Here is a 14,467-nt window from a genome sequence, read left to right on the forward strand (position 1 = left end):
AAGTATTTTTAATTTTAATATTTAAATATTAGCTTGGAGGGTTTATGTATAAAAAGGTCGAATCTAATGTTCCTATGAATCAAATAGATAAACACATATTAGATTTTTGGGAAAAGAACAATATTGTTAAAAAGAACTTTGATAGGAATGAATATGGCGAATATTTTAGTTTTTATGACGGTCCACCAACAGCTAACGGTAAACCTCATATAGGTCATGTTATAACAAGAGTTATAAAAGATATCATACCTAGATATAAGGTTATGAAGGGTTATAGAGTTTTGAGAAAGGCTGGATGGGATACTCATGGACTTCCTGTTGAACTTGAAATTGAAAAGAAGCTTTCTATTTCAGGAAAGAAAGAAATAGAAGATTTTGGAGTAAGTAAGTTTGTATCGGAGTGCAAAAATAACGTATTTAAATATGTTGAAATGTGGGAAGAAATGTCTAAAAAGATTGGATACTGGGTAGATATGGAAAGCCCATATGTAACGTATCACAACAATTACATAGAGTCTGTTTGGTGGGCACTCAAAACAATGTGGGATAAAGATTTGCTTTATAAGGGTCATAAGATTCTTCCGTATTGTTCAAGATGTGGAACGGGTTTATCTTCTCATGAGGTTGCTCAAGGGTATAAAGATATTAAAGACAATACGGTAGTTGCTAAATTTAAGGTTCAAGGATTTGACAATAAGTACATATTAGCTTGGACAACTACTCCATGGACTCTTCCATCTAATACGGCTCTTGCGATTAATAGAGCTTATACATATGTTGAGGTTCTTGTAGATGGTGAAATTTATATACTTGCTAAGGATCTTTTAAAAATTTTAGGTGATATAGAATATGAAATAATAAATGAGTTTAAGGGAGATAAACTTGAAGGGACTCATTATGATCAATTATTTGATTATATAAAACCAGAAGAAAATGGTTTTTATGTAGTTCATGCAGATTATGTAACATTATCTGATGGAACTGGTATTGTACATATTGCTCCTGCGTTTGGAGAAGATGATAACAAGGTAGGTCAAAAATATAATTTGCCTTTTATAAATCCTGTAGATCTTCAGGGTAAGTTTACGGATGAGGTAAGCGATTTTAAGGGAATGTTTGTAAAAGATTGTGACATTAAGATAATAAAACTTTTAGAAGAAAGAGAAATGCTTTTTAAAAGTGAGAAATATACGCACTCATACCCTCATTGCTGGAGATGTGATACTCCTCTTTTATATTATCCTAAAGATAGCTGGTATATTAAAACGACTTCAATTAAGGAAAATTTACTTAAAAATAATGATAAAGTTTCATGGTATCCAGATAATATAAGGACGGGAAGGTTCGGAAATTTTTTAGAAAACGTAATAGATTGGAGTATATCAAGAGATAGATATTGGGGAACTCCACTCCCTATTTGGGAATGTGAGTGTTTGCATAGAGAGTGTATTGGATCTATAGAGGAATTGAAGGAAAAAGGAATAAATGTTTTAGAAGATATAGAGCTTCATAAGCCTTTTATAGATGAAGTTAAACTTAAATGTGAAAAGTGCGGGGGAGAGATGACTCGCACAAAGGAAGTTATAGACTGTTGGTTTGATTCAGGAAGTATGCCGTTTGCTCAGTATCATTATCCTTTTGAAAACAAAGAATTATTTGAGAAGAATTTCCCAGCACAGTTTATTTCAGAAGCGGTTGATCAAACAAGAGGATGGTTTTATACGCTTATGGCAATATCTACTGCTATTTTTGATAGAAATCCATTTGAAAATTGTATAGTTTTAGGGCATGTTTTAGATAAACATGGTAAGAAGATGTCTAAACATTTGGGTAATGTTGTTGATCCTAATGAGGTTATTGATTCTCAAGGTGCTGATGCTGTTAGATGGCATTTTTATACATCGAGTTATCCGTGGCTTCCATCTAGATTTTCTGAAAATGATGTAAAAGAGGTTCATAGGAGATTTTTATCTACATATTGGAATGTGTATTCTTTTTATGTGCTTTATGCAAATTTAGATAAGTTTAATCCGAATAATTATAAAGATTATACTGTTTCAAACATTATGGATAAATGGATATTGTCAAAATTAAATACTTTGATTAAAGATGTAGATGAAATGCTTTCGTCTTATAAAATAACTAATGCAGCTTATAAGATTGAAACGTTCGTTGATGAGCTTTCTAATTGGTATATAAGACGTAATAGATCGAGGTATTGGACAAATGGTTTTGATGAAGATAAGATAAGTGCTTTTATGACGCTTTATTTAGTAATTGTTGATTTATCAAAAATACTTGCACCATTTATACCTTTTGTAACTGAAGAAATTTATCAAAATCTTGTTAAAAATCTTGATGAAAATTCAAGAGAGAGCATACATTTATGTAATTTTCCAGAGTGTAGGTATGATTTAATAGATAAAGATCTTGAAAGTGATATGGATCTTGCGTATAAAATAGTTAAACTTGGAAGAAGTGCGAGAAATAATGCTAATATTAAAAATAGGCAACCACTCCAGAAGATACTTGTGAGTGGAGAGAATTTAGAGAATTATTATCACTCTATTATAAAAGATGAGCTTAATATAAAAGAGATAGAATTTAATTCTGATATAAGTAAATATGTAAGTTTTAATCTTAAACCGAATCTGCCAGTACTTGGGAAAGAGTATGGAAGATATATTCCAAAAATAAAAGAGTTTTTATCAAACAGTAATCAAATGGAATTGGCCTTAAATCTTAAAGCAGGTGAAAGCGTAGAAGTTTCTATATTAGATAAGAGTATTTTGTTAAATAAAGATAATGTTTTAATTACAATGGATGGATTAGAGGGTTATGCATTTTCTGGAGAAGGAACTATTGGAGTTGTGCTTGATACTAATATCACAGATACTTTAAGAGAAGAAGGATTCGTACGTGAAATAATAAGTAAGATTCAAAATTTAAGGAAAGAAAAGGGATTTGAGGTAAGCGATAAGATTAAAATTTATGTAAAAGATAGTTTTAATTTGGTAAGTATAATCGATAAATATAGGGAGATTATACAGAAAGAAACATTAACTACTAATATTTATTTTAATGATGAAATATTAAATTTAAATTATGTAGAGTTAAATATTAATAAAGAAATACTAGTTTTAGATATTGTAAGAGTATAAAATTTTTAGAAAGGATTTAGTTACCCAGTGTAGCGATTGTATTATGGCTATTTCAATTAAAGATGTTGCGAAGGAAGCGGGGGTATCTATTGCAACTGTTTCAAGAGTTTTAAATGGAATTGAAGTTGTTAATGAAGATACTCAAAAAAGAGTAAAAGAAGCAGTAGCTAAATTAGGATATAGGCCAAATATTATAGCGAGAAGTTTGAAAACACAAAGGACGAGGACAGTCGGTATTTTAATCCCTGATATATCCAATTCATTATATCCAGAGATAGTTAGAGGAATTGAAGATGTTTCTAATATTTACAATTATAATATAATACTTTGTAATTCAGATTTAAATTTGGATAAAGAAAAGGAGTACATTTATATTCTTCGAGAGAAAATGGTTGATGGTATTCTATTTATGAGTAATTCTCTTGAAGATGAGGTTTTGGATATTATACAGAAGTTAGATATGAAAACAGTTTTAATAGAAACAAATGTTTGTAATAAAAATATTCCTAATATAACAATAGATAATATTAAGGCATCAAGTGAGGCGGTAAATAAACTTATATCAAATGGTAGAAGAAGAATATTATATATAGGGGATCATAAGGATACGTTAAACGCATCTGCATATAGATACAAGGGGTATGTTAAAGCGTTAGAAGAAAATGGAATTAAAATAGATGATGAACTTATATGTTATTGTAAGCCATTTTTGAATAATGGATATGAATATATACAAAAGAAAATTAAGGAAGGCGTTTTATTTGATGGGGTATTTTGTACTTGCGATGAACTTGCTATAGGGGCTATTAATGCACTTCGTGAAAATAGAGTTGATATTCCAGAAGAATGTGAAATTATAGGATTCAATAATATTTTAATGTCAGCAGCATTTTCTCCGAAACTCACAACGATTGATACATCGAGCTATGATTTGGGTTCTATTGGTATGAGAACTCTTATAAAGATAATTAATAATGAACAAATAAATAACTTTAATTATGTAGTTCCATATAATTTAATAGAGAGGGAGAGTACAAGGTAATTGTACTCTTCTTTTTTTAACATAAAAACTTAATAAGAAAAATAAAATTATCTTAAAAAGAGCGAGGTGATTATTTGATAAATTATATTTGGTTTTTCATGATAGGATCAGGTCTTATTTATTCATTGGTAGGAAATAACGGAGATAAGATAAGTAAATCTATTTTAGATTCTACATCATCAACTGTAACACTTATTATATCCCTTGTAGGTGTTATGTGTTTGTGGTGTGGAATTATGAAAATAGCAGAAGAGAGTGGAATTACAAAAAAACTTGCAAATTTGTTGAAACCAATACTTAAGATTTTATTTAAAGAAAAGAATAATGAGAGAGTGATGGGACATGTTGTGATGAATTTAACTGCAAATATATTAGGACTTGGAAATGCAGCAACACCATTTGGAATTAAAGCTATGGAGGAGCTTGATGTTGTAAATGAAAATAAAAATGTGGCATCTAATGATATGGCTTTATTTCTGGTATTAAATGCTAATTGCATACAATTATTTCCAACGACGATTCTTTCTGTAAGAAGTATTGCTGGTTCTGTGGATCATGGTGGGGTTATTTTGGGAATTTTTATAACCACGTTTTTAACTAGTATCATATCGATAATTATATGCAAGCTACTTCAGAGAATATTTTAGGAGTGATTTAATGAATTTTTTATCATCATCGTTTATTCCGTTTATAATATTATTTATTGTTTTATATGGAATAATTAAGAAGGTTAAGGTTTATGAGGTGTTTGTTGAGGGAGCCAAAGATGGTTTGAATATTTGTAAAAACATATTTCCATATCTTTTGTGCATGCTTCTTGCTATAAAAGTTTTTAGAGATTCAGGTATGCTTGATTACATAGTAAATTTTATTAGACCTTTTCTTGACATGATTGGAATACCAGCTGAGGTTGTGACGCAGATTTTTGTGAAACCATTATCAGGAAGTGGAGCACTTGGAATATATACAGATAACATTAAGACATTTGGAGCAGACTCATATTTGGGAGTGTTGTCATCTGTGCTTATGGGCTCTACGGAAACTATATTTTATACAATAGCACTTTATTTTGGGAGTGTAAAAATTAAAAAAATAAGGCATACGTTATGGACAGCTATATTTTCTGAAATAATAGGAGTTATTATTGCGGTAAATGTAACTAAAATAATATTTTTTAATTAAACATAAAAAATAAATAAATTACATAAATTTAAGTAGGGTTTTTTAATATTGTACCAATGAAAATTAAGTTTAAGGAGATGTATTCCTTTGAAGGTAATAAAAAGTTTTCTTATGATAGTTGGATTACTTACCTGTTTTGTTGGTGTCGAACCTGTACAAGATTTTTTGATAGGGACTAGAAAACTTGTTTTAACCTTTATTATAAAGGTATTTCAAACTACAATTTCCTGTTTTTTGTTTTTAACTATGACTTCGTTTGCTATTAATGGATTTTTGGGGGCTTAGTTATGAAGAATTCAGAATTAGAAGTAATTAGAAATTATGATTATGATAAGAGTGTAGATTTAAAAAGAGAAAATGTGAAAAAGAAATATTTAGTTGGATTTTGTTTGTTTATTACTGTATTTTTATTTATATTTGGTGTAGTGTTTTTTGTAAAAAATAAAATAGATAATTATAAAAATTTGGGAGAAGATTTAAATTTTCAGAGGCAAAAAATTATTGAGGAACGTATGATTATGGAGAAGACGTTAAAAGAGGAAAGAGATAAACTTTTATCTCTTCAAATAGAATATGAGGATAAAAATAGGGAATTAGACGATAAATTAAAATATGTTAATGAAAAACAGGTAGAATTTGATACAGAGCTTAAGAAGGTTTATGAGCTTCGAGATATACTTAAGAATCAATTGGTTCAAATATATGATTTTAATATAGATAGAATTTATGAATCGACAAATGAGATAGATGGGTTAGATAAATTTACAGATGATGATAATGTAGAAAATCCTATACATACAAGTACTATTTTAGGAAAAGATGAGAATGAACCAACTGAGTATGTGGAAGATAGAATACTTGGAATTGCACATCCAGATTGGTTTATAAAATTTGATTCATTGGGAGAATTTAGATATTAATTATTAAGGTGATTTATTGATGAGTATAAAAGATATAAAAAATGATATTGAACAAGGCCTGCGTGAGATGAGTGCAAAAGAGAGATTACAATTTTATGTTACAGTTGGCATAGGAATATTCTTTATATTGGCGGTTATATTTTAAGGGCAATATTTATTGCCCTTAAATTTTTTATAAAAATATTTACTTCATTATAAATAGTTACTATGTTTTGAGGTAGGAAATAGGTTATTATATTTTGTGTGATGTTATTTCAAATTTTTATTAGGAGGAGTTTATTATATGGAAAATATTTATCTTTCAAGGAGAAAGAAGCTTTCATCTAATATGAGAAATGGTGATATGTGTATTATTTTTTCAGGGAAAGAAGTTAGAATAAGCAGAGATGAGTATTATGATTTTAATGTAGATAAGAATTTTTATTATCTTACGGGTGTTAAAGATAAGGGTATTATATTATTTTTAAGGAAGATAAATGGGGATGTTAAATCTACGCTTTTTATAGAGGATAGAGCGGAGGATATGGTTAAATGGATCGGTAAAACAATATTAAAAGATGAGGCAATTTCTATAAGTGGTGTCGATGAAGTTTTATACATAGATGAGTTTTATTCGTTTTTAAATAATATAATTCTATCAGAAGAATCACCTACTGTGTATTTTGATTTTGATAGGGATGATCATAGACATTCTTATATATATTCTGAGGAGTGCGCAAATAAATTAAGAGTGAAGTATCCACATGTAAATATAAAAAATATTTATTCTCACATTAAAAATTTGAGAGTTATAAAAGATGATTATGAAATATCAAAAATTAGAGAAGCTATTGATATAACAAAATTGGGTATTTTAAATATAATGAGGAATTTAAAGCCTAATATGTATGAGTATCAAATAGAGTCTTATTTTGATTACATGATAAAGTATAGTGGAGCAAGTGGATATGCATTTAAATCTATTGTTGCATCTGGAGATAATGCTGTAATACTCCATTACATAGAAAATAACAGTAAAATTAAAGATGGTGATTTAGTTTTATTTGATCTTGGAGCGGAGAAGGATTTTTATAGAGCGGATATATCTAGAACTTTTCCGTCAAATGGGAAATTTACAGATAGGCAAAAGGAAATATACTCTATAGTTTTAGAAGCTCAGCTTAGAGTTATTGATGCGATTTGTCCTGGAGTTTCTCAAAGTGATTTAAATGAAATTGCAAAAGAACATTTATATTTAGGGCTTAAAAGGATAGGAAAGATATCAAATAGAGATGAGTTATCTAATTATTATTATCATGGGATAGGTCATTTGCTTGGTCTTGATACTCATGATGTTGGTGGAAGAGATTTTGTATATAAAGAAGGAATGGTTGTAACTGTTGAGCCAGGGCTTTATCTAAAAGATGAAGGTATAGGAATTAGAATAGAAGATGATATTTTGGTGACAAAAGATGGGCATGAGGTTTTATCAGAAGGTATAATTAAAACTGTTGATGAGATTGAAAAATTTATGGGAGAAAATTGTAATTAACTAATGGAGGTAAGATGGATAAGATAGCATTTCCTAATCTTGGATTGGAATTTATGGTAAATAAGATTGCTTTTTCTATTTTTGGTGTAGATATTGCTTGGTATGCTATTATAATTACAATTGGTATTATAGTGGCTATGATAATTTCATATAGAAATGCAAAGAGTATTGGGTTAGATACTGAAAGATTTATGGATATGTTTTTTTATATGATAGTGTTTGGGGTAATAGGTGCGAGAATTTATTATGTGATATTTAATTTTAGTTTATATAAAGATAATCTTTTAAGTGTGTTTAATATAAGAGAAGGCGGAATTGCAATTTATGGTGCGGTATTATTCGGGGCACTTACGGTGTTTATTTATACTAAGATAAAGAAACAGAATTTTTTAGATTGTACAGATTGTATAGTTCCAGGGCTTGCAATTGCTCAAGGTATAGGAAGATGGGGTAATTTTATAAATCAAGAGGCATATGGTTATGAGACAAATTCACTCTTTGGTATGAGTATTAATGAAGGAAATAGAATTATAACAGTTCATCCGACTTTTTTGTATGAGAGCGTACTTAATATATTTGTGTTTATTGTTCTTATTATATTTTTTAACAAGTATAGGAAAAATTCTGGAGAGGTAACGTGTATATACGGAGTGCTCTATGGAATTGGAAGATTTTTTATAGAGGGAATGAGAACAGATAGTTTATATTTAGGAGCGTTTCGCGTATCGCAGATTGTATCGCTTGTATTTGTTGTAATTGGTATAGGATTATTTATGTATTTAAGATCTAATAATAAGATTAAAGAATAGCTCGCGCGTGTGAGCTATTCTTATTTTTTTGAATTATTTTACTTGAGTTATAGTTGTGTTTCCGTTTAAATTTTTAACTTGAAATTTTACAGTTGATGTTTTTTTGCCTGATGTTTTACTACCAGATGTTTTTTTTGATGAAGTAGCAAGTTGTTTTTCAAGTGTTTTCATTTGAGTTTGTGGGGCTGGATGCACTGTAACATCACTACCAGTAGTAGTAACTTTTTTTGCAGTATATACTCCATCTTGAACTTTATGTTCATTAGTGTGTTTATCAAATGCTTTGTTATCTACTTGTGTTTGGTTTTTAGGCATTCCTTGGAATGGTGTTCCGTTTGATGTAACTTTTCCAGAGTTTATTGCTCCTGTAGATCCAGTTAATCCTCTTGAAGTATTAGTTTTTGATCCATCTTTGTGAGTTTTCGTGTTGTTGGAAAATGCACTGTTATTTACTAATGATACAGTTTTAGGTGTTCCAAGGTATGATGTTCCAGTTGATGTGGATCTTCCAGTTAAAATATTTCTAAGTCCCCCAAAAATTCTCATCATTGCATTAGTTTCTTGAGCCTTTGACATGGTAGCTGCTCCTATACCTATAGCTGATACTGCTGCTAGGGTAAGTGCTATTCTCTTTTTAGCGTTTTTTTTCATAAATTATTCTCCTTTTATTTTTGGTTACCTTTATATTATCGTTTAGTAAATATTTGAGTTTGATATGAAGTTTGAAATTTATGTTAGAATAGTTCGTGTATGGATAGAAATATTTTTATTTTTTCAGATTTAAACTTTTAGAATCTTCAAGGCGTCTATCTTCAGCTCTTTTCTCTAAAGTGTTTAGCTTACTTTTAAGACCTTCATATTCTGGGAAGAATTTTTTATCATCTCTTCCTGTTGTTTCGGCACTTTTTAAAGTTTGATTGTTGCTACTTGGAGTTTGAGTTTCTTTATCTGTTTTTATAAGAGTTTGAGTGCTGTTATCTACTTTTGTAGGTGTTTGAGTGCTTTTTGTATTATTAGATTTAACTTCTGTAGAACTTGCATTGAATTTTTTAACAAGTGATTTTACGTATCCAGGAGTTTGAGTTTCCTTGTCTGTTTTTATAGGAGTTTGAGTGCTGTTATCTACTTTTGTAGGTGTTTGAGTACTTTTATCTACCTTTGTAGGAGTTTGAGTGCTTTTTGTATTATTAGATTTAACTTCTGTAGAAAGTGCATTGAATTTTGCAATAAGTGATTTTACGTGTCCAGGAGTTTGAGTTGCCTTATCGGATGTTGCGTTTGTTTGAGTTTTAACTGATACAGATGAACCCGTTTGTGTTCCTATTGAAGTTGTATTAACTGTTTGTGTTGATTTATTGGATGTATTAGGTGTTTGAGTTCCAACAGTTTTATTTTTAGATGTTACATTGAAGGCTTTGTTATTTACAAGTGATCTGTTCCCTGGTATTCCTTGGAAAGTTAGCCCGTTTGATACTTGTCTTCCAGGTTTTATAGTACTAAGTCCTCCTAGTATTCTAAGTGCTTTTGCTTCTTTTATATTTGATAAAACTACTGATCCTACACCTATAGCTGATATTGCCGCTAGAGTAAGTGCTATTGCTTTTGATGAATTTTTAATCTTTTTGTTCATAAAGATTCTCCTTTTTTATTGCGCTTACTCTCATATTATCGTTGCGTAAATATTTGGGATTAACGTTTATGTTATAAAATAAAATGTTTAAATTGTTTTATTTTATTTTTTATAGTGATAAAATAAGATATATGTTTCTTTAGGAGGTGCAAATAAGTATTTATAGATAGGTATTTATAAGTACAGTTTGTTATGGATAGGGATAATAAAATCATGGAAGAATCGTTAAATTTTAAAAAAATAAAAAAGGGATCAATATTAAAAGGGGAAGTTATATCATCATATAAAGATGAGGTTGTTGTTAATATAAATTATTTTTGTGATGGTATAATAAAGAGAGATGAGCTTTTAGGTGAAGATTATGAAAAAGGAAGTAGCATAGATGTTTATGTTGTATCTCTTGACGATGGTTTTGGTAATATAGTACTTTCTGAGAAAAAGGCGAGTTATATAAATGCTTTAAATAAACTTAAGTTTATATTGAAAAGTGGAGATAAGGTTTCTGTTTATATTAAAGACAGGGTTAACTCTGGACTTATTTGTGAATATAAGGGAATTCGAGGATTTATACCTGGATCTAGAGTGTCGACACATAAAGTTAATTTAAACGATTATATAGGTAAAAATTTAGAGGTTATACTTATAGAGCTCGATTTAAATAAAAATAGAGTTATATTTTCAGCCAAAGAAATCGAAATGGATAGGGAAGCCAAAGAGAGGGCTAAATTTTTGGAATCATTAAATGTTGGAGATAAGTTTTTAGGTAGGGTTAAGAGTGTAAAAGATTTTGGGGCTTTTATAGATATTTCAGGAGTTCAGGCATTTATACATAAATCAGAAGTTTCAAATAAACATAATTTTGATATTAATAGTATACTAAAAGTATCTGAAAAGGTTAGTGTTTCTGTATTAGAAGTCGATAAAGAAAATAATAAGATATATTTAACCATGAAAGAAAGTAACTATAATCCTTATTTAGAATATAAAAATGATTTTATCGAAGGTAACATATATGATGTAGTTGTGGTTAAAATATTAAGTTATGGTCTTATAGTATCTTTAAATGATTATCTTACAGGGTTTATTCACGTAAGTGAGATTTCGGATGAACATGTAAATTTAAATAAATTGTTTAAAATAGGAGATAGTATAAGAGCAAAAATAATATGTAAAGATGATCAGGAAAATAAAATATCTCTAAGTTGTAGGGATACAGATGAATGCACAAAAAATGAAAGTGGATATATTGATGAAAATCCACAAAATGATACTTTAGGGGAAGTTTTTAAAGATATATTTTTAAAATTAAGATAATAGGAAAGAGGAAGTTATTATTATGAGTAGGGTTTTAGATAATATTGAACCAAGAGAAGTTTTTAAGTATTTTGAAGATATAAGTATGATACCAAGACCTTCTAACGATGAAAAAAGAATAAGTGATTATTTGATGAATTTTGCAAAAGAGTTAGGGATAGAAGTTGTTCAAGATGAGAGTCTTAATATATATATGAGAAAACCTGCAACGAAAGGTTATGAAAATGGTAAAACAGTAATACTTCAAGGTCATATGGATATGGTTTGTGAGAAAAATGAGGGAATAGAGCATGACTTTTATAAAGATCCATTGAAGATTAGAGTTATTGGAGATAAGATTTATGCAACTGATACAACTCTTGGTGCCGATAACGGTATAGCTGTTGCATATATTATGGCTATAATGGCATCTAAAGATATTGATCATCCAGAATTAGAAGCTCTCATAACTGTTGGAGAGGAAACTAGTATGGTTGGGGCTAAAAATTTTAATCCTGAATTTTTTAGAGGTAAATATTTAATTAATATAGATTCTGTTGATGATTCTAATCTTTTAGTTAGTTGTGCAGGTGGTATGCGTACAACTGTTATGAAGAAAGTTACAACTGAAGAAGCAAAGGGTGTAGTTATAAGTATAAAAGTTAGAGGGCTTAAAGGTGGACATTCTGGAGTTGATATAAATAAAGAGAGAGGAAATGCAAACAAAATTTTATCAAGAATTTTGATAAATGTTGAAAAAAATTATTCTAATATAAATATTGTATCCATATCTGGAGGAGCAAAGGATAATGCTATTCCAAGGGAAGCTACATGTGAAATTAGGGTTGATCTTGAGGATATAGATAATGCAATACTTTCTATAAAATCTGCAGAGGATGTTATTAGAGGTGAGCTTGAGGGAGAAGAAGATTTTTATGTAGAGGTTTCTAAAAGAGATGTTCCATCAAGGGAAGATATGATAAGTACTAGAGATTCAAAAGATTTAATAGAACTTATGTATTTAATGCCAAATGGTATTATATCAAGCTCCGTTGATATAGAAGGATTGGTTGTAACATCAAATAATTTTGGAGTTATAGAGTATGATGGAGAAACAGTTATACTTAAAAATGCAGTTAGGAGTTCTATAGGATCTGCGATGTATAATGTCGCACGTAGTATAGATGTACTTAGTAGAGCGTTTAGGGCAGTTGTAAAAGAATCTGATCCATATCCTGGATGGAAATATGATAAAGAATCAAACTTGCGTGAAATATCACAAGAGGCATATAGAGAAATATTTGGAGAAGAAATGGGAATTTATGCAATTCATGCTGGTGTTGAATGTGGTATCATAAAGGAAAAATTACCTGAGTTAGATATGGTATCTTTTGGACCGCTTGTTAAAGATAATCATACACCAGGAGAATGGGTTTCAATATCTTCTTCAAATAAGGTGTGGATTTTATTAAAAGGAATATTGAAAAAAATAAAATAGTAATATTAGTTAAGATAGTAAAAGTGGAGGATTTTTAATGAAGACTTCAAGAATTAAGGATAGGCGAGAAAAATTTGGCATTAAAGATTTAATGTTTATAATTTCTATAGCAAATGTATTAGTTTATATTTTATCAATTTTTGGAAATATGAATTTATCGTTGGCTCTTGCACTTATTCCAGAGAAAGTTTTACAAGGAGAAATTTGGAGGCTTGTAAGTTATATTTTTATACCTCCAACATTTGATCCTATTTTCTTTATATTTGTAGTATATTTTTATGTTTTTATAGGACGTGAACTTGAAAAATATTGGGGTACATTTAAATTTAATATATATTATTTTACAGGAGTGATAATAATATCCTTAGTATCTATGATATTTAGAGTGCCTGTTGTTAGTGTTTCGAATTTAAATATGTCATTATTTTTAGCTTATGCACTTTTGAATTCTGAACATTTAGTTTATTTGTTTATGGTTATTCCGATTAAGATGAAATATATTGCAATAGTTTTTGGAACACTACTAGTATATGAATTTATAAATGCAAGTTTTTGGCAGCTTAAAATTATAGTATTAGCACCTATTATTAATCTTCTTATATTTTTTGTGCCACATTTTATTAAGAAAACATCTAGTAATGTTAGTGCAAGAAGGCGTGCGCAAGAATTTGAAAGTAAAGTTTTAAAGTTTGAAAAAAAGGAATCTTTTGCACATAAGTGCTATATTTGTGGAAAAACTGATAAAAGTGATGAGAATATGGACTTTAGATATTGTTCGAAGTGCAATGGTGAGTATGAATATTGTAGTGATCATATTTTTGATCATGAACATAAATAAAAAATAACCGGATATGATTCGGTTATTTTTTTATGTAAATTTATCATAATATAATAATATAAGTATAAATATAGGGGGATTTTGATGAGATTAAAATTTAAAAATATAAGAGTTCTAATATTTGCACTTATATTTAATTTTTTGGGAGGGTATATATCAAGTGTTTTATCAGGAGATCTTAAACTTATATATGATTCTTTGAAAAAACCGTCATTTTCTGTTCCGAGTAATTTATTTCCTATAGTTTGGGGAATACTTTATTTGCTAATTGCTATAGCAGTGTATTTGAATTATAAAAATGGTGGAAGGAATTTTATTTCATATATTTTTTCCATGCTTATTAATTTTTCTTGGAGTATTGTGTTTTTTGCACAAAGATTATATGGTATAGGATTTTTTATTATATTATTTCTTATTGTATTTTCTATATATTTAGGTATAAAATATTTTAAAAATTCAAAAATTGCATCCTTTATTATGTTTATATATATAATTTGGTTAACTTATGCAGGGGTCCTTAATTATTTTATATGGATGTATAATGAGATGTAGATGTATTATGT

At 28.9% G+C, this 14,467-nt stretch carries 15 protein-coding genes; 13 read left to right on the top strand and 2 right to left on the bottom strand.

Annotation, left to right across the window (positions count from 1 at the left end; genetic code table 11):
• The first annotated feature begins 44 nt into the window (after positions 1 to 44).
• The 9 genes from ileS to lgt all read left to right on the top strand — a co-directional run bounded on the left by ileS (position 45) and on the right by lgt (position 8,645).
• Positions 45 to 3,161, top strand: coding sequence for an isoleucine--tRNA ligase (gene ileS, locus RATSFB_RS01025; protein WP_014094210.1), 3,117 nt, complete (start codon positions 45 to 47; stop codon positions 3,159 to 3,161).
• 43 nt (positions 3,162 to 3,204) lie between these two features.
• A complete protein-coding gene (locus RATSFB_RS01030) occupies positions 3,205 to 4,203 on the top strand; it encodes a LacI family DNA-binding transcriptional regulator (RefSeq protein ID WP_014094211.1) in 999 nt (332 codons plus the stop codon).
• A 74-nt stretch (positions 4,204 to 4,277) separates the two neighbouring features.
• Positions 4,278 to 4,850, top strand: a complete 573-nt coding sequence (locus RATSFB_RS01035) for a nucleoside recognition domain-containing protein (protein WP_044035476.1) — start codon at positions 4,278 to 4,280, stop codon at positions 4,848 to 4,850.
• A 10-nt stretch (positions 4,851 to 4,860) separates the two neighbouring features.
• Positions 4,861 to 5,385 (top strand): spore maturation protein, encoded by a 525-nt coding sequence (locus RATSFB_RS01040; protein WP_014094213.1) that lies wholly within the window; start codon positions 4,861 to 4,863, stop codon positions 5,383 to 5,385.
• Between the two features lie 87 nt (positions 5,386 to 5,472).
• A complete protein-coding gene (locus tag RATSFB_RS01045; RefSeq protein WP_044035477.1) occupies positions 5,473 to 5,670 on the top strand; it encodes a hypothetical protein in 198 nt (65 codons plus the stop codon).
• A 2-nt stretch (positions 5,671 to 5,672) separates the two neighbouring features.
• Entirely contained in the window at positions 5,673 to 6,305 is a 633-nt protein-coding gene (locus tag RATSFB_RS01050) for a hypothetical protein (RefSeq protein ID WP_014094214.1), read from the top strand.
• Positions 6,306 to 6,324: 19 nt separating this feature from the next.
• Positions 6,325 to 6,450: a hypothetical protein gene (locus RATSFB_RS07520; protein WP_256359017.1), complete on the top strand. Its 126-nt coding sequence runs from the start codon at positions 6,325 to 6,327 to the stop codon at positions 6,448 to 6,450.
• Positions 6,451 to 6,588: 138 nt separating this feature from the next.
• Positions 6,589 to 7,836: an aminopeptidase P family protein gene (locus tag RATSFB_RS01055; protein ID WP_014094215.1), complete on the top strand. Its 1,248-nt coding sequence runs from the start codon at positions 6,589 to 6,591 to the stop codon at positions 7,834 to 7,836.
• 14 nt (positions 7,837 to 7,850) lie between these two features.
• Positions 7,851 to 8,645: a prolipoprotein diacylglyceryl transferase gene (gene lgt, locus RATSFB_RS01060; protein ID WP_014094216.1), complete on the top strand. Its 795-nt coding sequence runs from the start codon at positions 7,851 to 7,853 to the stop codon at positions 8,643 to 8,645.
• A gap of 33 nt (positions 8,646 to 8,678) precedes the next feature.
• On the opposite strand, the gene RATSFB_RS01065 is transcribed toward lgt, so the two are convergent.
• Both RATSFB_RS01065 and RATSFB_RS07155 read right to left on the bottom strand, forming a co-directional pair.
• On the bottom strand, positions 8,679 to 9,296 hold the full coding sequence (locus RATSFB_RS01065) for a hypothetical protein (protein WP_014094217.1): 618 nt from the start codon (positions 9,294 to 9,296) through the stop codon (positions 8,679 to 8,681).
• A gap of 115 nt (positions 9,297 to 9,411) precedes the next feature.
• On the bottom strand, positions 9,412 to 10,275 hold the full coding sequence (locus RATSFB_RS07155; protein WP_014094218.1) for a hypothetical protein: 864 nt from the start codon (positions 10,273 to 10,275) through the stop codon (positions 9,412 to 9,414).
• A gap of 192 nt (positions 10,276 to 10,467) precedes the next feature.
• Here RATSFB_RS07155 and RATSFB_RS01075 point away from each other — a divergent pair, with 192 nt between their 5' ends.
• From RATSFB_RS01075 to RATSFB_RS01090, 4 genes are all read left to right on the top strand, one after another.
• Complete coding sequence (locus RATSFB_RS01075) at positions 10,468 to 11,589, top strand: 30S ribosomal protein S1 (RefSeq protein ID WP_014094219.1); 1,122 nt, start codon at positions 10,468 to 10,470, stop codon at positions 11,587 to 11,589.
• 22 nt (positions 11,590 to 11,611) lie between these two features.
• Positions 11,612 to 13,066 (top strand): aminoacyl-histidine dipeptidase, encoded by a 1,455-nt coding sequence (locus tag RATSFB_RS01080; RefSeq protein WP_014094220.1) that lies wholly within the window; start codon positions 11,612 to 11,614, stop codon positions 13,064 to 13,066.
• 37 nt (positions 13,067 to 13,103) lie between these two features.
• A complete protein-coding gene (locus tag RATSFB_RS01085) occupies positions 13,104 to 13,904 on the top strand; it encodes a rhomboid family intramembrane serine protease (protein ID WP_014094221.1) in 801 nt (266 codons plus the stop codon).
• Positions 13,905 to 13,988: 84 nt separating this feature from the next.
• Complete coding sequence (locus RATSFB_RS01090) at positions 13,989 to 14,456, top strand: TspO/MBR family protein (protein ID WP_014094222.1); 468 nt, start codon at positions 13,989 to 13,991, stop codon at positions 14,454 to 14,456.
• Positions 14,457 to 14,467 lie beyond the last annotated feature (11 nt).

This window comes from Candidatus Arthromitus sp. SFB-rat-Yit (genome assembly GCF_000283555.1).
Taxonomy (GTDB): Bacteria; Bacillota; Clostridia; order Clostridiales; family Clostridiaceae; genus Dwaynesavagella.